Source organism: Gellertiella sp. DMC107 (assembly GCF_056313605.1).
This window is the reverse complement of record NZ_JBQUZZ010000001.1, coordinates 449705-469354: the sequence shown is the minus strand read 5'-3', so window position 1 is coordinate 469354 and position 19650 is coordinate 449705. Positions and strand designations below refer to the sequence as shown.

Annotated in this window: 19 protein-coding genes; 12 read left to right on the top strand and 7 right to left on the bottom strand. The window is 63.4% G+C overall.

Annotated elements, in window-relative coordinates; genetic code table 11:
• Nucleotides 1-27: 27 nt before the first annotated feature.
• On the top strand, nt 28-363 hold the full coding sequence (locus ACT54B_RS02120; RefSeq protein WP_476042523.1) for a DMT family transporter: 336 nt from the start codon (nt 28-30) through the stop codon (nt 361-363).
• A 32-nt stretch (nt 364-395) separates the two neighbouring features.
• Here ACT54B_RS02120 and ACT54B_RS02115 read toward each other — a convergent pair whose 3' ends face one another.
• Both ACT54B_RS02115 and ACT54B_RS02110 read right to left on the bottom strand, forming a co-directional pair.
• Nucleotides 396-1535, bottom strand: coding sequence for an epoxide hydrolase family protein (locus tag ACT54B_RS02115; protein WP_476042521.1), 1140 nt, complete (start codon nt 1533-1535; stop codon nt 396-398).
• Nucleotides 1536-1621: 86 nt separating this feature from the next.
• Entirely contained in the window at nt 1622-2509 is an 888-nt protein-coding gene (locus ACT54B_RS02110) for a PhzF family phenazine biosynthesis protein (protein ID WP_476042519.1), read from the bottom strand.
• 98 nt (nt 2510-2607) lie between these two features.
• On the opposite strand from ACT54B_RS02110, the gene ACT54B_RS02105 reads away from it, so the two are divergent.
• Together ACT54B_RS02105 and ACT54B_RS02100 are read left to right on the top strand one after the other, a co-directional pair.
• Entirely contained in the window at nt 2608-3489 is an 882-nt protein-coding gene (locus tag ACT54B_RS02105) for a LysR family transcriptional regulator (RefSeq protein ID WP_476043471.1), read from the top strand.
• Nucleotides 3490-3618: 129 nt separating this feature from the next.
• Entirely contained in the window at nt 3619-4185 is a 567-nt protein-coding gene (locus tag ACT54B_RS02100) for a pyridoxamine 5'-phosphate oxidase family protein (protein WP_476042517.1), read from the top strand.
• 19 nt (nt 4186-4204) lie between these two features.
• On the opposite strand, the gene ACT54B_RS02095 is transcribed toward ACT54B_RS02100, so the two are convergent.
• Nucleotides 4205-5407, bottom strand: coding sequence for a diaminopropionate ammonia-lyase (locus tag ACT54B_RS02095; RefSeq protein WP_476042515.1), 1203 nt, complete (start codon nt 5405-5407; stop codon nt 4205-4207).
• Between the two features lie 114 nt (nt 5408-5521).
• On the opposite strand from ACT54B_RS02095, the gene ACT54B_RS02090 reads away from it, so the two are divergent.
• Together ACT54B_RS02090 and ACT54B_RS02085 are read left to right on the top strand one after the other, a co-directional pair.
• On the top strand, nt 5522-5983 hold the full coding sequence (locus ACT54B_RS02090; RefSeq protein WP_476042514.1) for an Lrp/AsnC family transcriptional regulator: 462 nt from the start codon (nt 5522-5524) through the stop codon (nt 5981-5983).
• 246 nt (nt 5984-6229) lie between these two features.
• Nucleotides 6230-7117 (top strand): hypothetical protein, encoded by an 888-nt coding sequence (locus ACT54B_RS02085; RefSeq protein ID WP_476042513.1) that lies wholly within the window; start codon nt 6230-6232, stop codon nt 7115-7117.
• A gap of 57 nt (nt 7118-7174) precedes the next feature.
• On the opposite strand, the gene arsC is transcribed toward ACT54B_RS02085, so the two are convergent.
• Nucleotides 7175-7600 carry an arsenate reductase (glutaredoxin) gene (arsC, locus tag ACT54B_RS02080; protein WP_476043470.1) on the bottom strand — a complete coding sequence of 142 codons (426 nt, stop codon included), beginning with the start codon at nt 7598-7600 and terminating at the stop codon, nt 7175-7177.
• Between the two features lie 194 nt (nt 7601-7794).
• On the opposite strand from arsC, the gene ACT54B_RS02075 reads away from it, so the two are divergent.
• Nucleotides 7795-8175 carry a MerR family transcriptional regulator gene (locus ACT54B_RS02075; protein WP_476042512.1) on the top strand — a complete coding sequence of 127 codons (381 nt, stop codon included), beginning with the start codon at nt 7795-7797 and terminating at the stop codon, nt 8173-8175.
• On the top strand, nt 8159-8569 hold the full coding sequence (locus tag ACT54B_RS02070; protein WP_476042510.1) for a carboxymuconolactone decarboxylase family protein: 411 nt from the start codon (nt 8159-8161) through the stop codon (nt 8567-8569). The genes ACT54B_RS02075 and ACT54B_RS02070 overlap by 17 nt, the downstream gene beginning before the upstream one ends.
• A 6-nt stretch (nt 8570-8575) precedes the next feature.
• Here ACT54B_RS02070 and ACT54B_RS02065 read toward each other — a convergent pair whose 3' ends face one another.
• A complete protein-coding gene (locus tag ACT54B_RS02065) occupies nt 8576-9490 on the bottom strand; it encodes a LysR family transcriptional regulator (protein WP_476042508.1) in 915 nt (304 codons plus the stop codon).
• Between the two features lie 115 nt (nt 9491-9605).
• On the opposite strand from ACT54B_RS02065, the gene ACT54B_RS02060 reads away from it, so the two are divergent.
• The 4 genes from ACT54B_RS02060 to ACT54B_RS02045 all read left to right on the top strand — a co-directional run bounded on the left by ACT54B_RS02060 (nt 9606) and on the right by ACT54B_RS02045 (nt 15564).
• Nucleotides 9606-10973: an MFS transporter gene (locus ACT54B_RS02060; RefSeq protein WP_476042506.1), complete on the top strand. Its 1368-nt coding sequence runs from the start codon at nt 9606-9608 to the stop codon at nt 10971-10973.
• Nucleotides 10974-11399: 426 nt separating this feature from the next.
• Nucleotides 11400-13334: a methyl-accepting chemotaxis protein gene (locus tag ACT54B_RS02055; protein WP_476042504.1), complete on the top strand. Its 1935-nt coding sequence runs from the start codon at nt 11400-11402 to the stop codon at nt 13332-13334.
• 155 nt (nt 13335-13489) lie between these two features.
• The gene (locus tag ACT54B_RS02050; RefSeq protein ID WP_476042502.1) at nt 13490-14977 is read left to right on the top strand and encodes a protein adenylyltransferase SelO; all 1488 of its coding nucleotides are present in this window, start codon (nt 13490-13492) and stop codon (nt 14975-14977) included.
• A gap of 89 nt (nt 14978-15066) precedes the next feature.
• Nucleotides 15067-15564: a heme-degrading domain-containing protein gene (locus ACT54B_RS02045; protein WP_476042500.1), complete on the top strand. Its 498-nt coding sequence runs from the start codon at nt 15067-15069 to the stop codon at nt 15562-15564.
• A gap of 9 nt (nt 15565-15573) precedes the next feature.
• On the opposite strand, the gene ACT54B_RS02040 is transcribed toward ACT54B_RS02045, so the two are convergent.
• Nucleotides 15574-16815 (bottom strand): AGE family epimerase/isomerase, encoded by a 1242-nt coding sequence (locus tag ACT54B_RS02040; protein ID WP_476042498.1) that lies wholly within the window; start codon nt 16813-16815, stop codon nt 15574-15576.
• A gap of 191 nt (nt 16816-17006) precedes the next feature.
• Between ACT54B_RS02040 and ACT54B_RS02035 the strand changes: the two genes are divergently transcribed.
• The gene (locus ACT54B_RS02035; RefSeq protein WP_476042496.1) at nt 17007-17417 is read left to right on the top strand and encodes an ACT domain-containing protein; all 411 of its coding nucleotides are present in this window, start codon (nt 17007-17009) and stop codon (nt 17415-17417) included.
• A 6-nt stretch (nt 17418-17423) separates the two neighbouring features.
• On the opposite strand, the gene ACT54B_RS02030 is transcribed toward ACT54B_RS02035, so the two are convergent.
• The gene (locus ACT54B_RS02030; RefSeq protein WP_476042495.1) at nt 17424-19421 is read right to left on the bottom strand and encodes a CocE/NonD family hydrolase; all 1998 of its coding nucleotides are present in this window, start codon (nt 19419-19421) and stop codon (nt 17424-17426) included.
• Between the last annotated feature and the right edge of the window lie 229 nt (nt 19422-19650).

Genomic DNA, 19650 nt, shown 5'->3' with positions numbered 1-19650 from the left:
AGGCCCGGCGGAAGCGGATACGGAAGCATGTTCAAGACCTATGCCTACCTGATGCTGGCCATTCTGTGCGAGGTGATGGCGACGACGGCGCTGGCCCGTTCCGAAAGCTTTACGCGGCTGGTTCCAAGCCTGGTAGCCATCATCGGCTATGCCACGGCATTCTGGCTTCTGTCCTTTGCCATGCGGGTGATCCCCGCCGGCATCGTCTATGCAATCTGGTCCGGGATGGGGATCGTGCTGATCACAGCGATTGCCTGGATCTGGTATCGGGAAACCCTGGATACGCCCGCGATGATCGGGCTTGGCATGATTGTCATGGGCGTCGTGGTGATCAACGTGTTTTCCAAATCGGTCGGACACTGAGCGGCGGGCAAGCCGCCCGGTGCCCGCCCCGTTCAGGCTCCTATCAGGGGCTCGAAGAAACGACGGATGTCTGCGGCTAGCAGGTCGGGGGCATCCATGGCTGCAAAATGGCCACCCCGCGGCATTTCCGTCCAGTGCACGATGTGGTTCGCGCGCTCCGCAAAGCTTCGAACCGAGCGGAAATCATGCGGAAAGACCGCCACGCCGGTCGGCGTGGGATTGGGCAATTCCCGATACCCGGCCCCGGTTTCGCTATCCTCGAAATAGACATTGGCCGCAGAGCCGGCGGTTGCGGTGAACCAGTAAAGCGCGTTGTTGGTCAGGTAGCGTCCGCGGTCGACCGCTTCCACGCCCTGGCCCTCGAAGCCAAACCAGAGTTCAGCATTCCAGGCCAGCTGGCCCACCGGCGAGTCCAGAAGGGCGTAGGAGAGTGTGCCCGGTCGCTTGGACTGGATCGCCTGATAGCCGGAATATTTCTGGAACGAGGCGAGATTGGCCATCCCCTCCCTTTCGAAGTCCGACAAAGTGTCCATCTCGCCGGGTGTCCCGTTGGGGAAGGCGAAGATCTGCAAGAGATGGGTGCCGACAAGGCCTTCGGGTGCCAGAATGCCCAGCTCCCGTCCCACCAGCGCACCGGCATCGCCGCCATGCGCACCATAGCGGCGATAGCCAAGACCTTTCATCAGCCGGTCCCAGGCCCGCGCGGTTCGCGCACTGTCCCACCCTGTTTCTTTCATCGGGCTGGAGAAGCCGAAGCCGGGCAGCGACGGAATGACGAGATCGAAGGCAAGGGCGGGGTCCAGACCATGGGCTGCCGGATCGGTGAGCGGTCCGATCAGGTCCAGAAATTCCACGAAACTGCCGGGCCAACCATGGCTGAGGATCAGGGGAAATGCGCCGGGAACCTGCGATCTGACATGCAGGAAGTGGATGGGCTGGCCATCGATGTCCGTCATGAACTGCGGATAACGATTGAGGGCGCTCTCTTCCTGGCGCCAATCATGGTCATGGAGCCACTGGTCCGCCAGTTGCCGTATCAGGTTCGAAGGCTGGCCACGCGACCAGTCATCCGTGCCGATCGGCTGCGGCCAGCGGGTTCGGGCGAGGCGGTTCTTGAGATCGACGATCGCTTCGTCGGCAATGGCAATGGTGAAGGGTTTGAAATCCAGCATGATGTGCTCCTGGAACGGGACGCCGCGATCCGGATGGATCGGCGAATGGCGCGGTGGAGGGGAGGATGACGGGCGGTCGTGCGGTCTCAAATGGTCAGCATGCCGCGCATGACGACGATGCCGGTTCCCGAGATTTCCGGGTCCGGCGTGAGGGCGACCCGGATAATGCTGCGGCGACCCATTTTCGTGCCCTGCTCGATATCGATGCCGCCGGCAATCAGCCCCTCTCGGGCGAGATAGGCGGCAAGCGGGCCAGCCGCGGTGCCTGTTGCGGAATCTTCCCACAAACCGACGGTGGGATTGAAGAAACGGGCATAGGCCCGTCCGGGATCGGCGCTGTCGAAGGCGTAGACATAGCATCCTTCTGCCGAAAGCCCGGCAAGCACCTTGAGCAGCCCCTTCGACGCCGGCTCGGCCCGATCCACCGCTTGGCGGTCCGTGAGGCGGACCATCAGATGGGCAACGCCGGTATCCGCTACCCGCGGCGGCGGCGCGCTGCACAGATCGTCCGGCCCCAGGCCGAGGGCAGCGGCGAGCGGCGCAGGATCGGTGAGGGTCTTTCCAAGCTTCAGCGCGGATTGCTTCATGAAACCGGATATTCGGCCGTCCAGGGGCCTAAGCTCGATGTCCAGAATGTCATCGCCGATTTCCTGACGGAACAGGCGATGGGTTTCGATGGGGCCGAGTTGCCCGTTTTCCGCCATCCAGAGCCAGGCGCCCAATGCATTGTGACCAGCGCCGCCGACTTCTGCTCCCGCTGCGGTGAAGGACCGAAGCTTCCGGTCGGCGCGGTCGCTGCGCAGGATGAAGGTGGTTTCGGCCTGATTGAATTCGCGTGCGATTTGCCGCATCTGATCGTCCGACAGCGTATCGGCATTCTCGATGACCGCCAGCGGATTTCCGCTCAGCGGCGCCTGGGCGAAAACATCGATAAGGCCGGCGACCATGCTAGATCTGCCCGATTGCGGTGCCATGGGGTAACTCCTATCGTTTCCTGTGAAAACGATTGTGCCCCGGGCAGGTCCTGTCGCAAAACGCGCATTCCTTGCCCGTATGACAAGGAAAACTTACCATTCGTCCTTCTCTGGAATCCCTGCGCATTTTCGAAACCTGTGTGAGCCTCGGCAGCTTTGCCAGCGCCGCGGATCGCCTTGCGCTGACGCCCGCCGCGGTCAGCCTGCGGATCCGGTCGCTGGAGGCTGATCTCGGACAGCCGCTGTTTACCCGCGTCGGTCGGCGTGTGGTGGCGACGCCGGCGGCGGTGATTTTGGCCGCAAGGGTGCGGCAGGCGCTGGCTGACATTCAGGTGGGACTGAAGGAGTTTCAGGCAGCCCTACAGCCCTTGCGGGTAACGGTGCCGCCCACTTTCGCATCGCGTTGGCTGGGTCCCCGCCTGCCCGGGTACCGATCGGCGTGCGGAGCCGCCCTCGAACTGGACATTTCGTCCGATTGTCGCGGGCCTGAAGATTTCGACGTGGCCATCCGGACGGGACGGGGCGGATGGGAGGGACTGGACGAATATCCGCTGACCCCCGTGGACGTGACGCCGATGCTGTCGCCGGCGCTGCTGGGTGGACGAAGGCTGGTTCAACCGGAAGATCTCGCATCCTTCGATCTTCTTCCCCATCCCGACTGGAACGCGTGGTTTGCGCGATGCGGATGCGCCGTTCCGGCCGGTCTTCGCTTCGCCGGGGTCGATTATTCCGTGTTCGATCTGATCGCCAATGCTGCGCTGGCGGGCCAGGGCGTGGCTCTGCTGTCCCCCACGCTGTTTCGCCCCCTGCTCGAAACGGGTTTGCTGGTTGCCCCGCTGGATACGGTGCTTCGGGGGCCGGACTGGTATTATGCACTGGTGCGGGAAGGCGATCGCCGATCCGGCCCGCGGGATTTCTGCGTCTGGCTCAAGGCGCAATTCCATGAGGTTCGGGAGGGAACCGGTGCCCTTTCGGGCTGAGAGTGCAGGATTTCCCGAAGCGACCCAGAACGGTCTTGCATCCCCCGAGCCTGCCTGCCAGACAGGAGTACCGTCCGGAGAGCGCAGGGCTTTCGCCCCTTGTCCGACAGGATGGGCCAGGGGAGATGCATGACCATACCGACAATCGACGCCGTCTGGGCCCCTCTCGTCACAGCGCCGGGGACGCGCTCCCCCTTCAATTTCCTGCAACTGGCCACGGCGGGACTGGATGGAGCGCCCGAATTGCGCACGGTCGTGCTGAGGGGATGCGATCCTGTCTCCGGCCGGGTGACGTTCGTGACGGACAGGCGCTCGCCCAAGGTGGCAGAAATCGAGCGCGAGCCGAGAGTTTCCCTGCTCGGCTACGATCCCGTCGGCCGGATTCAGATCCGGATAGCGGGCGAGGCGCGGCTTACGGAAAACCGGCAGGAGCGATTGGCGCTCTGGGAAACCCTGGGCGGCCGGACCCTCGTGCTTTTCGACGCGCCGCTCGTGCCGGGCACCGTGCTGGATGCCGACGGCCAGCCCTTGGCGGCCGCTTCGACTGGCCGGGACGATACGCCGTTCGACCGTTTTGCCCCGGTCGATATTCTCGTTTCGCGCATCGAAATGCTGGATCTGACCACCGAACCGCATCTGCGCTGCGCCTATCGCCGCCGCAAGGACGGCTGGGAAGGCGTGCGTTTGGCCCCGTGACGGGATGGTGCGGCGGCAGTCAGCCCGCCCGGTTTCTGGCGGCCACCGCTTCAGGCGTCATGCCGGTGATGTCGCGGTATTTCTCCGGGTCGGTCGCTCCTTCCGTATTGACGACAAAAACCCGGGCGTGGGGGCCGAGGCCGAGGGCCTGCCGCTGGACGGGATCGGCCGCAGCGCGGATCAATCCGGCCAGCCCCACACCGCCGCTCTCGCCGGATACGACAGCGGGATCTCCGGAGACCGGATTGGCGAGCCGGTTCATCACGGATATCGCATCCTCTTCCTCCACTGCCATGAAAGCGTCCGCAGCGCGGGACAGCACCCGCCAGGCGATCGGCGAGGCCTCATAGCATTCCAGCATGGCCATGACCGTGGGTTCACCGTGGGGAATGACGACCAGATGTCCCGCCGCCGCCGTGCCGAAAAAGCATGCGGCCCGTGCCGGCTCGACCACCGTAAAGACCGGGCGATCGTTTTTGGCATGCAGGGCGAAATGGGCGGCGACCGCCGCGGCGATCCCGCCCACGCCCGCCTGGACGAAGACATGGGTGGGCATTTCGGGCAAATCCCGCAACGCTTCCCGAACGATGGTGGTGTATCCCTGCATGACGAGCCCGGGAATGCGCTCATAACCGGGCCAGGATGTGTCCGAGACGATGGTCCAGCCGTTTTCCGTTGCCACGCGTGCGGCTTCGCGAACGGATTCGTCATAGGTCCCGTCGACGCGGACCATGTCTGCCCCGAAGCGCGCGATGGCGGCGACGCGCTCCTCGCTGACCCCGCCATGGACGAAAATTGCCGCCTTTGCGCCCACCAGCTGCGCCCCTTGCGCCACCGAGCGCCCATGATTGCCATCCGTGGCACAGGCAAAGGTCATGCTGCGGGAGACTGCCTGGACGTCGGGCGCATGGAGATCCGCGATATCGATGGGTCGTCCGAGCCGCCGGGACGCTTCTTCCAGAACCAGCCGGGTCACGGCATAGGACCCGCCGAGCGCCTTGAAGCTGCCGAGCCCCAGCCGCTGGCCTTCATCCTTGAGATGCAAGGAGCCGATACCGATGTCCCGCGCGAGGCCCGGCAGGGAGACGAGCGGTGTCGGTCTGTGATTGTCCCGGAAGGAGAGAAACCGCTCCACTTCCGCAGCCGCCGGAATGCCCAGCATGTCGGCGTCGACCGGCTCGAGACTGGTGCGATGATGAGGGTGGGTATTGGTCAGGAACATGGTCGCCTCCGCTGTGTTCCTGGAAAATTATTGCAAGCGCGGCGAAAAGTGCGCTGAATATTGGCCTGTAAAATGCAAGTTTGTTTCGTCGGACTGTGCCGGGAGAAGCGATTCATGACGCTCGATGACTTCGATCGGAAGATTTTGGCGATCCTCCAGAAGGACAACATGGTTCCGCAACGGGTGATCGGCGAGGCCGTTCATCTGTCGGCGCCCGCCGTCCAGCGCAGGATCAGGAAGATGACGGAGGCGGGCGTGATCCGCGCCAACGTTGCCGTGGTCGATCCGGCCGCCGTCGGTCATCCGATTACCCTGTTCGTGGAAGTCGAGGTGATCAGCGAGACCGCAGAACAGATCGAAAATGCCAAGCGCGAATTTGCCCGTACGCCCGAGATTCAGCAGTGTTACTACGTCACGGGTGAGGCGGATTTCGTGCTTGTGATCGTCGTCCCGCATATGGCGGCCTACGAGGCGCTGACCCGTCGCCTGTTTTTCGGCAACAACAATGTGAAGCGCTTCCGGACGCTGGTTGCCATGGATCGCATCAAGACCGGGTTCGAAGTTCCTCTCGGATGATTCCGCGAGGGCGCGGTTTCCATTCCGTCTCCACGGCCTGTTGTGCCGTTTCCAGACAGACATGCATTCTTCCCTTTTCGTTAAGCCCGCTGAAACCAGTTCCCGGCGTCGCACCCGCCGCAGGGTAAATTTACGGACCGCCGGTCGCGCATTCTTTAAGCCGCGGCGCCTAGCTTCGGGCCACTGTCGAAAACGCGTGATGCCGGAACGACCAGGTGATCGATCCGGCGAATGAGGGGTGCCACCATGCAGACTGCCTTGACCAAAGCTTCCACCCGGCTCGGATTTCTGGCCGTTCTCTCCACCGCGATCCTCACGGTTCTCCCGGCCGGGCAGAGCTTCGCCGGTACAGCCGGATTGAACTCTACCTATACCGATGTCGACGGGTGCGGAACGCTGGAGGAAGGGGATGACCGGTTTACGCTGAAATGCAAGGGACCCGGAGGGGCAAGCGCCATCCTTCAATATGTGGAAGGGCGCGTCGGCCTGCTGTTTCTGCCCTCCATGCAGGGGCATCAGCTCTCGGAGGCGGATCTGATCCCGATCAGCCCCAGCGCCGGAAAGGTGTTTCCCGGCAAACTGGAATGGCGCAGCAAGGCTGGCAGCCGCAAACCCTGCGCGGCGGTCATCCGGGTGCCGGCAGCCAGCGGCAAGGCTTTGCAGGTTTTCGATCTGATCGCCGGAAAGCATGCGGGCAGTGCGTCCGGAAACGATGGCGCACGGCGGATTGCGGATGCCATCTGTCAGGGCGATCAGGCGGCCGCCGCCGCGCCCGTCTCTGCCGGTGCCGCCGAACCCACCCCGGCCAGCGCCGACGACGCCCAGATCCATCAGGCCGTCATAGAAGCGCAGGGTCTTTTCCAGTCCGCCTATCTGGAAACGGGCATCTCCGGTGTCTCCGAGGCCGTCGACAGCTGCTATCAGGCAGCCGGGACAGCCACGGACGTGGCGCGTTGCGCCCAGCTCGATCTTCTCGGCAAACGAAATGACGAAGCCTTCGCCGCGCAGTTCAATATGCCGACCTACAAGTATTTCCGCGCCAAGAACGTGGATCGTCGCTTCAAGGCGGCCGTCAAGCGGCTGGGTCTCGAGCGCTCCGTCTCAACGCGGATCAAGAATGCGCTCATCGCCTGAGCCGGGCCGCATGGTCTGCCCCGATTGCGGGCAGACCGTTTCGCCTGGGAGGCCTCGTCAGGCCAGCCGCTGACCGTCTTCTCCCAGAACCGGTTCACCATCCTCCTTGACGAAGGCGCTGGAAAAGCAACCCGCCGGCAGAATATCCAGCACCGCTTCGGACGGGCGGCAAAGGCGGGTGCCCAGCGGCGTGACCACAAAGGGACGGTTGATCAGGATCGGATGCCGGACCATGGCTTCGATCAACGCCGCATCCGGCAAGGTCTCGTCATCCAGTCCCAGCGTCGCGAAAGGCGTTCCCTTTTCCCGGATGGCCTCGCGGACCGACAATCCCGCCGCCTCGATCAGGCGGCGAAGTTCGTCTGCGGATGGCGGGCTTTCCAGGTAGTCGATGACGACCGGTTCAATCCCTGCATGGCGCAGGAGGGCCAGCGTGTTGCGCGACGTGCCGCAGGCGGGGTTGTGATAGATCTTGGCATGCATGAGGGACGTCCGCATCTGGAGTGGTCATCCGCGCCGGGGCGGATGAAATCAGGGCTTGCGAATGCATACCAACCGGGATGGCGGCCCGGCAAGGGGCCGTTTGGCAAGGCCTGCTGCGACCGTCATTTTGCCTCTTGACTTAGAGTGCACTCGAACACCTACCTTTCGCTGCGTCGAACGAAAGAGAGGTCATCGTGCGGATCGGGGAACTGTCCAGACGGTCCGGGTTGTCGTCACACACGATCCGTTATTACGAGCGGATCGGGTTGCTTCCCCGGGCTGACAGGAATGGCTCCGGCCAGCGGGACTACGACGCCTCGATCCTTGCGTGGATCGAGTTCATCGAACGGTTGAAAACCACCGGTATGCCCATCCGCGACATGGTGCGCTATGCAGCGCTGCGGGAAGCAGGCGCCTCCACCGAAGCCCAGCGTCGGGTCTTGCTGGAACGCCACCGGGATCAGGTCCGGGCCACCCTGGCCGAGATGCAGGCCTGTCTGATCGTCCTCGACACCAAAATTGCCGGCTATGCCGCCGCAGAAGAGAGGATCGATTCCCATGAACCACACCCCTGACAGGGCTGTCCCCGAAACCCGCCTGGAGCGTGGAAGGAAGGCACTTGCCGCCATCGATGGCGAGGCCGGCGAAAGAGTTGTGGCCTCGCTGGCCGATATCGCCCCTGACTTTGCTCGCTATCTGCTCGAATTTCCTTTCGGCGATATCTACAGCCGCCCCGGTCTCGATCTGAGATCCCGTGAAATCGCGACCATTGCCGCCTTGACGGCGATGGGGAATGCAGCACCCCAGTTGCGCGTCCATATCGCTGCCGGGCTGAATGTCGGGCTCAGCCGGGCGGAAATCGTGGAGGTGATCATGCAGATGGCGGTCTATGCGGGCTTTCCGGCGGCCTTGAACGGGCTGTCGGCCGCGCGCCAGGTGTTTGAGACGGAAGGCCAGGCGCCAGTCTGAGCCGTTTCAGGCAGCGGCTGCCGGGTGGCCCGGGCGGCGATCTCCCCGGCAGGCCTGCTTGATCAAACCCCGCAGCCAGATATGGCCGGGATCGCTGTCCATCCTTGGATGCCACAGCATGGAAACCGTGAATTCCGGCATGGAAAAGGGCAGGGGAGCCGTCCAGAGGTCGTTCCTCAGGCCGCGCGTATGCTGCTCTGGAACAGTGGCGATCAGATCGGTCTGGCGGGCCAGGGAGAGGGCTGCGGAGAAGCCGTTGACGATGGTGACGATGCGACGCTCCCGGCCGGCTGCCAGCAGCGCCTCGTCGATCAGGTTCAGGAGACCCCGTCGGATCACCAGCACATGTCGCGCCGCGGCATAGTGATCGAGATCCATGCTCGTGCCTGACTGAGGATGCAACGGTCCAGCAGCGGCGACCCAGCGATCCTTGAAAAGCGGAAAACTCAGAAGTTCGGGGGCCGTCTCCTCGTCCACCACACCCGTTTCCACATCGACGCGTCCGTCGCGCAGCGGCGTACTGTCCTTGTCCAGTTTTGCCACGAACCGGAGCGTGACACCGGGCGCGGCGGCTTCCGCCAGGGCGAGAAGGCGAGGTCCGAATGTTTCCACAAAGCCCTCGCTCGTTCGAAGCGTGAAGCGCCGGGACAGGGTCAAGGGATCGAGTGCTCCTGCGGGCGTCAGGATGGATCGGGTCGCCTCCACCAGCGCTCCGACCCGGTCGCGAAGCTCGATCGCGCGGGGCGTCGGCACCAGACCGCGCCCGGCCCGCACGAGAATGGGATCGCCCGTGACATCCCGAAGCCGTTGCAGCGCGCGGCTCATCGCCGACGGGCTGAGACGGAGGCGCCGGGCGGCGCCCGCGACGCTTTCTTCCGCAAGCAGGGCATCGAGCGTGATCAGAAGATTGAGATCGGGCACGGTCTTCTCCGAAAGTGCATCAGACGCAATGATAATGTGCAATTGGTGCGCGTTCCGCAATCGTGGCAAGCGGATTATCGAACGTCATGGCTCATGATACGGAAAGGTACACTCCATGACGTCTTCTCTTTCTCCGGCGAGGCAGCGGCTTCTGGCGCTGTCCGTCGCCATGTTTCTTCCCTCGCTGGGCATCAGCATCGTCAATGTCGCGCTGCCCGCAACGGCGGAGGCTTTCCATGCCTCTATCCGAGATGTGCAATGGGTGGTCATTGCCTATCTGCTGGGCGTCACCGGTTTGGTGGTAAGCGTCGGCCGGCTTGGCGACCGTTTCGGCCGCCGCCGCCTATTGCTGGGCGGGATCTGGCTTTTCGCCCTGTCGGCACTTGCCGGGGCCTTTTCGCCCGATCTGCGGCTGCTCGCGCTCGCCCGGGGCCTTCAAGGCATTGGCGCCGCCACGATGATGTCTCTCACGGTGGCAGCCGTGAGCGATATCGTTCCCGCCGAACGAACCGGACGCGCCATGGGCATGCTCGGGACCGTTTCCGCCGTGGGGACGGCGTTGGGACCCTCGCTGGGCGGGATGTTGCTGGGTCTGGCCAGCTGGCACGCTGTCTATCTGCTGATGGCGGGGGCGGGCATGATTGCCGGCGTCTACTGCGCGATGGTGCTGCCCGCTGACCGTCTCGTTGCCGATCGCCAGGGCTTCGACCTCATGGGAAATCTGCTCCTGATCATCGCGGTTTCCGCCTATGCGCTCGCCTTGGCGTTCCATCAGGAGGCCGTGGCGCATGGCAACGGCTTGCTCTTGCTTCTGGCCTGTCTGGCGCTCGTCGGGTTCGTCGTAGTGGAAAGACGGGTGAAGGCGCCGCTCGTCGAATTGCGGCTTCTGCTGATGCCCGGCGTGGGTGTGGCCCTACTCGCTCTCGCTTGCGTCTCTGTCATCCTGATGGCGACGCTTGTGGTTGGCCCTTTCTACCTCAAGGACGAACTTGGGTTGTCGGTCGTGCAGATGGGGGCCGTCATGTCCGTGGGGCCGATCGTGTCGGCCCTGACCGGGCTTCCTGCGGGGCGGCTGGTCGATCGGGTCGGTCCAGCCCGGTCCGCCGGTTTCGCCTTGTTCGGGGTCGCTGCCGGGTCGGCAGCGCTCGGGCTTCTGCCGGGAATGATCGGCATTGCCGGCTATGTTGCGGCGCTCCTGTTGCTGGCCTCCAGCTACGCGCTGTTCCAGGCTGCCAACAATACCGGTGTGATGGCACGGGCGCGGGGCGAGCAGAAAGGGGTCGTCGCCGCCTTGATCGCCCTTTCCCGCAATCTCGGCCTCGTCACCGGTGCCGCCGCGATGCCGGCCCTATTCTCGATGGGCGTGGATGGCATTGCATGGATGGGAGTGGAAGGGGGCGTCTCCTCGGGCTTCCGCCTGACCTTTCTCGCCGGATCCGGCGCGGCGCTGCTTGTCCTTGTTGCACTGAAACGAAACGGTTGAGGCGGGGGCGCTGCAGCGATAGCGCCCGTATCACGCGGGCGCTGTCGCCGCCGGCCGCTGCCATCCCGAGATCCCCCGATGCCCCGTTCCGCGGATCATGCACTGAAAAGTTTTGTTCGTTCTCATCTCTGCGCGTCGCTGCCGCGCAAAGTTGTAGTTTTGTCATCTCAGGATGTGGATGACGGAGAAATGCATCTATTGGTTTATATCCTTATATTTGGATCATTTTTTCTTTAATGGGATGTAAACCAAACGGTGGTGAAATCTTGTGCATGGGCTGCCCAATCTGGCGGCATTCGGGGCATGAGGCCTCCATCCAACAAAATTCGAGTCTGCAGCGTGCAAGGCGTGTCTTGCCGCAAGGAGAAGCCGTGACCATACGGGGGTTCCGCTTTTCTGCAGCGCCGAAATGCAAGAGAGGACGAAATGCGGATTAAGCAGATTTTCTTGGGCCTGTCGGGGGCGGTCGTTCTGGCGACCGGAGGGCTCTTTGCCTCCATCAGTCTTTACAGCAACAGTGGGGAACGACTTCAGGACGCCTATGCGAACCGCTACCGGTCATACCTGCTGGCAGACGAACTGCGCCAATCGTCCGACGATCTGACGCGCCTCGTCCGCACCTATGCAGCGACGGGCGACAGCCGTTACAAGGACCAGTATAATGCCGTCCTGGATATCCGGAATGGCAAGGCGCCTCGTCCGGAAGAATACAACCGTGTCTACTGGGACTTTGTCGCGGGCGGCATCGAAAAGCCCCGTCCGGACGGCAAGTCGGCCGCGCTTCTCGACCTGATGACCGAGGCTGGCTTTACATCGGCGGAAATGGGTCTGCTGGAGGAAGCCAAAAAGAATTCCGACGGCCTCGTGAACATCGAGGTGGAAGCGATGAAGCTGGTGGAAGATTCAAACGCTGAAACCAAGGCCGCCTCGCAGATGAAGGCGATCCAGATGCTGAACTCGCCGGACTATCACAAGTTCAAGGCGCAGATCATGCAGCCCATCGACCGGTTCTACGTGCAGCTCGACAAGCGCTTGCAGGATGGCATTTCGGATGCGGGTGCGGCGGCTGCCTTCTACTGGAACGGCATGATCGGCAGCGTCGTCTTGCTCGCAATGGCACTCGTCGCTTCCGGCCTCGTGCTTTACCGCCGGTTCGTCAGTGGCATCGTCGGTCTGCAGTCCGCCATGGAGAAGGTATCCCGGGGCGATCTCGATCTGAACGTGCTCTGGCAGGAGCGTGCCGACGAAATCGGGGACATGGCGCGCTCGCTTGAAGGCTTCCGGCAGTCCGCCATTCGGGAGGTCAAGCTCGAAGCGGAGGCGGAGGAAAACCGGTCCCGCAGCGATGCGGAGCGTATCCGCCTGACGGAGGCTGCCGAGCAGGCGGCCGAACAGCGGCTTCGCGAGGCCACGACGGCCCTGGCCTCCGGTCTCAAGCGTCTTTCCGATGGCGATCTCGCCTTTCAGATCGACCAGCCTTTCTCGCCGGAATTCGAACCGCTTCGCCACGATCTCAATTCCGCCGTCACGCAGCTCCGTCGGACGCTGCTGGCCGTGGCCCGCGCGACCGAGCAGATCGGCAACGGATCGCAGGAGATCAGCCAGAGCGCCGATGACCTGTCCCGTCGCACCGAGCAACAGGCTGCTTCGCTGGAGGAGACGGCTGCCGCGCTCGACCAGATCACCAGCAATGTTTCCAATGCGGAGAAACGGGTTCAGGAGGCCCGCGGCGTCACCCAGCAGGCCAATCGCAGCACCCAGCAGTCGGGCGCCATCGTTGCCCGGGCGGTGGAAGCCATGGGTCGTATCGAGGGGTCGTCCAACCAGATTTCCAACATCATCTCGGTGATCGACGAAATCGCCTTCCAGACCAACCTGCTGGCGCTCAATGCGGGCGTCGAGGCGGCACGTGCCGGCGAGGCGGGCAAAGGTTTCGCCGTCGTTGCACAGGAGGTTCGCGAACTTGCCCAGCGATCCGCCAAGGCGGCCAAGGAAATCAAGGAGTTGATCCAGGCTTCTAATGCGGAAGTGGAAAGCGGTGTGAAACTGGTGCGGGAAACCGGCGATGCCCTGCAGACGATCGACGAGATCATCGCGCAGGTAACCACCCATATGGAAGCCATCGCTACCTCCTCGCGCGAACAATCCATCGGCCTTGCCGAGGTGAACACCGCCGTCAACCAGATGGACCAGGTCACCCAGAAGAATGCGGCCATGGTGGAAGAGGCGAATGCCGCCAGCGCCACGCTGTCGCAGGAAGTCACGTCGCTACGCGACATGATCGCCCATTTCCGGCTCGGCGGGCCGAAATCCGGCGATACCGGCCAGCGGCAGGCCGGCGGCTGGCGCGGCGCCGCCTGACACTTTTCATCCTTGCTCATTGAAGCGCCGCTCGTACCAGCGAGCGGCGCTTTTGCGTTTTGCCTTTGGGGCGAGCGGATACGGACATGCTCTTTTCAGCCTGGGACATCGGGCCTATATGCGCAAAAGAGGCGTCTGGCGGAAGGGTAAGGCTTATGCAGACCGAGAATGGCACGGCTTTCCGTTTCGACAATTCCTATGCGCGGCTGCCGCAGCGCTTCTATGCGCAAACCGCGCCTTCTCCCGCCTCTGCGCCCCGTCTGGTGGCGCTGAATTCGGAACTGGCCGGGGAGATGGGGCTCGATCTTTCCGGGGAAACACCCGACGGGCTGGCGAACATATTTTCCGGCAACCGCCTGCCGGAGGGCGCGCAGCCGATCGCGACCGCCTATGCCGGCCATCAGTTTGGCGGGTTTTCGCCGCAACTGGGCGATGGGCGGGCCGTCCTTCTCGGCGAGATCGTGACGCCGGATGGTCGCCGCCTCGATCTCCAGCTGAAGGGCGCGGGACGGACATTGTTTTCGCGCGGCGGCGACGGGCGGGCAGCCCTCGGGCCGGTGCTTCGGGAGTTTCTCGTTTCGGAGGCCATGCATGCGCTGCATGTTCCGACCACCCGTGCGCTGGCCGCTGTCCTGACCGGAGATCCCGTTTACCGGGAAAGCGTGCTTCAGGGGGCGGTGCTCACCCGGGTCGCCTCCAGCCATATCCGCATCGGGACCTTCCAGTTTCTGGCGGCCCGCCAGGACCGGGAGGGCCTGCATGTGCTGGTTGAGCATGCCCTCCGCCGGCATTATCCGGACCTCGCAGAGGCCGAAAATCCGGCCCTTGCGCTTTTCGAAGGCGTCGTCGCCCGGCAGGCGCGGCTGGTGGCGGCGTGGATGCGCGTAGGCTTCGTGCATGGCGTGATGAACACCGATAACATGTCGATTTCGGGCGAGACCATCGACTATGGCCCTTGCGCCTTCATCGATGCCTATGATCCGGCCGCGCGCTTTTCGTCCATCGATACCGGTAGCCGCTATGCCTTTGCCAATCAGGGGGCGGTGGCGGAGTGGAATCTGGCGCGTCTCGCCGAAGCGCTGCTTCCCGTGCTCGATCCCGATGAGGAGCGGGCGGTGTCGCTCGCCACGGAGGCGCTCAGACGCTTCTCGCCCCAGTTTGCAAGCGGGATGCTGGCGGTGATGCGAGCAAAGCTGGGCCTCGAGCGTGAAGAGGAAGGCGATGCGGCCCTGGCCCGCGATCTCCTCAAGGCCATGCATCAGGGCCGCGCGGATTACACGCTCACCTTCCGGCAGTTGGGCGAGGCGACCCGCAAGGGCGGCGATTTCGGCGCTGTCGAAGCGCTGTTTTCCGAGAGCGGCGACATCCGGGCCTGGCTTTCCCGATACGAGGCGCGGCAGGGGCTGGAGCCCGCCTCGGCGGAAGAACGGGCAGGGCGGATGGACCGCGTCAATCCGCTCTATATCCCGCGCAATCATCAGGTGGAAACCGCTCTGGCCGCGGCGGCCGAAGGCAGTTTCGATCTGTTCAACACTTTGCGCGAACTCCTGAAGCGTCCCTATGAGGCGCAGGCCGGCATGGAGGACTACGCCCTTCCGCCCTCGTCAGACTGGACGAATTACCGGACCTTCTGCGGCACGTAAGTGCAGGCTTTCCACGTCAAAATTCATCGGAAGCCCTTTCGCTTCGCGGCCGGGTCGGCCATGCTGACCAAAAGCAGGGAGGCGGGACGATGACCATCGAGAGGGACCTGGAATGCATTGCGCGGCAGGAGGCGGCGCTTCACTTCGATTACTTCAACCTCGACACGGCCTGGGAGGTCGGGTCGCTGCTGCAGAAAATGGCTTCCAGCCGCAAACTCGGCGTGGTGATCGACATCACGCTGCATTCCATGCCGGCTTTCTATGCGGCGCTGCCCGGTACGAGCGCCGATAATGCCAACTGGGTCCGGCGCAAGCGCAATCTGGTCCTGCGGTTCCTCACGAGCAGCTATGCGGTTGGGCTGCAATTGCAGCGGCAGGGCCAGTCGGTCGAGCAGAAATGGGGGCTTTCGCCGGCGGATTTCGCCCCGCATGGCGGCAGCTTTCCCATCCATGTGCGCAAGACGGGCGTGATCGGCGCGATCACGGTTTCCGGCTTGCCGCAACGGGAGGATCATGCGCTCGTGGTCGAGGCGCTGGCCATTTACCTCAAAGAGGATCCACTGGATTTCCGCATGCCGGAACCGTGAGGCTAAGCCTCAGGCCCGGTTTTCCTGCAGGATGACCCGGGTAAGGCTGCCTTCGGCGGGATAGAGCGGGATCAGGCAGGCCTGAAGGGCGTGGTAGATATCTGCCTTGCCGGTGAAGAGCGTGTATTCGGGTTTCAGATCGGCACTCAGTTGCTCGTGCCAGCCACCCTTTTCGTTGTCGATGAAGGAACCGGCAATGCGGTTCCAGATCCGGCGGTAGCTCTGCTCATGGAAGTCACCGGGGAAATGCGCATTGAGGAAGGCGGCTGCGCCGGCCCCTTCGCACAGTGGCCACCACAGTTTCGCCGGACGGGATGGGCGGTTTTCCCAATCGAGCGTGTAGTAGAAGCCGCCATGATCCCGGTCCCAGCCCAGCGACATGGACTGGAAAAACAAGGCCCGTGCCGCCTCGGCCATCCAGTCGCGATCCTTGCCCGTCAGCGCCCATAATTGCAGCAGCAGGCGAGCCCATTCCAACGAATGGCCCGGCGTCGTGCCGGAGGGACGGAACATCTCATGGCCGCTATAGGCTTCCTCCACCTGCCAGTTTTCGGTAAAGTGTTCGGGAAGGCGATAGCCGCACGCCTGGGCGTGGCAGCGGATGATCAGCTCCGCGATGCGTTCGGCCTTGGACAGATAGTCCCGCTCACCGGTGGCCTCGTAGGCGGCCATGAGGGCTTCCGTCAGATGCATGTTGGAGTTCTGGCCGCGATAGGGCCCCAGAGGACCCCAGTCGCTGGTGAACTCTTCCGCAATCGCGCCATGCGCCTCTTCCCAGAACCGGGTGTTCAGGATTTCCGTCACATCCGCCAGCATGGAGGTCGCAAGCGGATGGCCCACGAGGCTGGCCGAGGAGGCCGCGAGCAACACGAAGGCGTGGCCATAGCCCTGCTTCGTCGTATCCGCGGGGCCGCTTCCCCCGATTGCCCAGTGATAGCCGCCGGCGACCGGATCGCGGTGGCGGTTCCAGATGGTCGCCATGCCATGATCGATCATGTCCTGATGGCCCGGACGGCCCATCAATTCACCGATGACCGAGCAGTGGACCATGCGGGCGCTCATGTGGACGCCGCAGGTCGCCGACGGGTCACGCTTGACTTCGCCCTGCGCATCGCATTCGAAAAAACCTCCGGACGGATTGATTGTCCGGGCACCGAAGAAGGTCCACAGGCGCGCCGCCTGCTCCATCAGCCAGGCGCGGTGCGCGTGACGGCTGGCCCAGGGCAAGGTATCGGACATCGGCTCAGACATGGGTTGCTCCTCCTTGGATCACAGCAAGATGTAATCGATTGAAGAGGGCGTTTGAAGTGGGATATGAAGGGCGGACGCACTGCTTCACAATTTGATTCAGCCCGTTTGCGAATTGATTCCGGATAATCCCGTAAATATCTGATCTGGCGAAGAAACTAACTGGGTGATCGGTCGTGGAGCGGAGTGGTGTCGTGGGCGGAGAAACCGATCTAGCGAATCTTCTCAAGGGAATGCGCCCGGTTCTTCAGGACGGGGTTTTCGTCTTTGCCTGTCTCGGAGACGGCGAGGAAATCGCGCTCTTGCCGCGCCTGCAGCCGCTTGCCCAGTTCCGGGAAGTCGAAGGGCTGACAGTCGTGGTCGCCCGGGGTCGGGCCGAAGCCGCCGGCCTGTCGACGTCCGGCCCGATGCGCCAGATCACGCTGACCGTGCATTCGGCCCTTGAGGCGGTCGGTCTGACAGCCGCCTTCTCGGCCGCGCTGACCGAGGCCGGCATCAGTGCCAACGTGATGGCTGGCTTCTATCATGACCATATCTTCGTCCCGGAGCGGGATGCGGAGCGCGCGCTGGCCGTGCTGCTCGGCCTGTCCTCCGCCACCCCGTGAACCGGATCACATGAAATCGCGGGCGATCTTCTTTTCCCAGGACTTCTCGTATACCTGCTTGTCATCCTCGAAGGCGGTCACGCGGGCTGACATCAGCCAGTCAGTGGCGGTGGCGCGCAGGGAGGCCCGGCATTCGGTCCGCACCGACCAACCCGGTCGCCGGGCTTCCGTCGTCCAGTGGCAGTTGCCGGATGCAGACAGCGGATCATCGGGGGCAATCGCCCAGGTTTCGCGTCGGCATTCCCGGGTCGCCAGACCGGTTTGCGGGTGTTCGTTGAGGCCGGTATCTTCCAGAATGCGATATTCGGTGCGGTTGCGGGTGAGATCCCGATAGACGCCCCGCTGCGTGGCTGAGGGCGTGCGGCTGATGTATTTGGGCAGAGGATCGGGATTATCCGGCTCCTTCACCGTAATGCGCCGATGGCTGCCGAGGAGCGGAAGACCGATGCTCAGGGAGCCCTGGTCGAATGTAAGGCCCGGATCGGACGGCGGCGGCAGGATCATCGGCCAGTAGGCGCTGGATAGGGACAGGCGGATGCGGTGACCGCGGCGGAAGCGATAGCCGCAGGCATCCAGCACCATTCGCACCTCGACGAATTCGCCATTCGGCATGGTCTCCGGCTTTGCACTGGACGCGCGATGTGCGAGGTTCAGCACACCGAAGCTCACCCGGGTCGCGGTGCCGTCCGGATGGATGTCGACGATCCGTGCCGCCACGTTGGCGAGGCCCGATTTGGTGGAAACCCGGAAAGTCAGCACAGGCTCACCCAGATAATCCGCGTCTTCTTCCAGCTCCGGCGTTTCGAAGACGAGCGAGCCGGCATCGTCCAGCCGCTGGTCGCCCGCCATTTCGGCGTCGGGCTTCAGCGTGAAGAATTCGCCGGACATGGTGCCGGTATCGAGCGGAGACTTCAGAAAGACCGGTCGTTCCGCATTGCCAAGGGCCGGGCCTTCGCTCAGCCGGCCGTTGCTGTCGATATGGAGGAGCTGCAGGTCCGGCTTCGACCAGCTGTCCTTGGAAATCCAGAAACCCGGATCGGCGTCACGCCGTACCGCAGGTTTCGGGCCATCGAGAATATAGGCGCGCATTTGCGGCCAGTGCTCAACCCCCGTCTGCTCGCCCCGCAGCCACCGATTCCACCAGGCAATTGCCTCGCCATGAAAATCAGCGCGCGGCTTCGGATAGGCGAAGTGCGGATATTTGTGGACCCAGGGACCAATGAGGGCCTTTGCCTTCGAGCCCAGCCCCTCGATCGCCTTGATGGGCGTGTTGCGGTAGCCATCTGCCCAGCCGGCAATCACCAGCGTGGGGATCTCGATCTTTTCAAAGGCTTCGCAGACGGATCCGTGTTCCCAGAAACTGTCGCGGCGCTGGTGCTGCAACCATTCTTCCAGAAAGAAGGGTTCGTTCTGCAGGCGATGCAGCCACATGTCGCGCCAGCTATCGCCGACCAGAGCCGGGTCCGGCGAGCGGGATTGATAGGCCAGCATGGTGGCGGCCCAGGAAAGCTGTGCCGACAGATGGCAGCCGTTCTTGTAGTGAATGTCGTCGTTATAGCGGTCGACGGTCGAAGCGATGGATATGATGGCCTTGAGAGCTGGCGGGCGCATCGCGGCGACCTGGAGGCTGTTGAAGCCACCCCAGGAAATTCCCATCATCCCCACCGACCCGTTGCACCAGGGGCGAGCGGCGATCCAGGCGATCAGTTCGCAGGCATTGGCAAGCTCCAGCGGGGTATATTCGCCATCGATCACCCCTTCGCTCTCTCCCGAGCCACGAATATCCACACGCACGCCGGCAATGCCGGCGGCGGCGAAGACGGGATAGGTGGATTCGTCCCGCGGCGCGGTTCCGTCGCGCTTTCGATAGGGCAGGAACTCGAAGACGGCGGGAACCGGATGATCCTCCGCATCGTCGGGCAGCCAGATCCGGGCGGAGAGGCGTGTTCCGTCGGCCAGTGTAATCCACTGATTTTCGATGACTGAAAAGGGGCGATTGCTCATGCGTGGCCTTTATGCGCAGCTTTTAAAACGTCCCGCATTCAATCCATGGCTCGTCTCGATAGCAAGCCTTCCGGTCTTCTGTTGCAGGGGATTTTCAGCGAAATGCACAGTCTCGAACGGGTCCTTCGGGCAAAAGGCGTGCCGCACGGGGCGGTGCGGCTTTTCAACGAGGGCCGGATGGACTTTGCCCTGTTTTTCCGCCCCCCATTGACAGCGGGGCGGGAAAGGC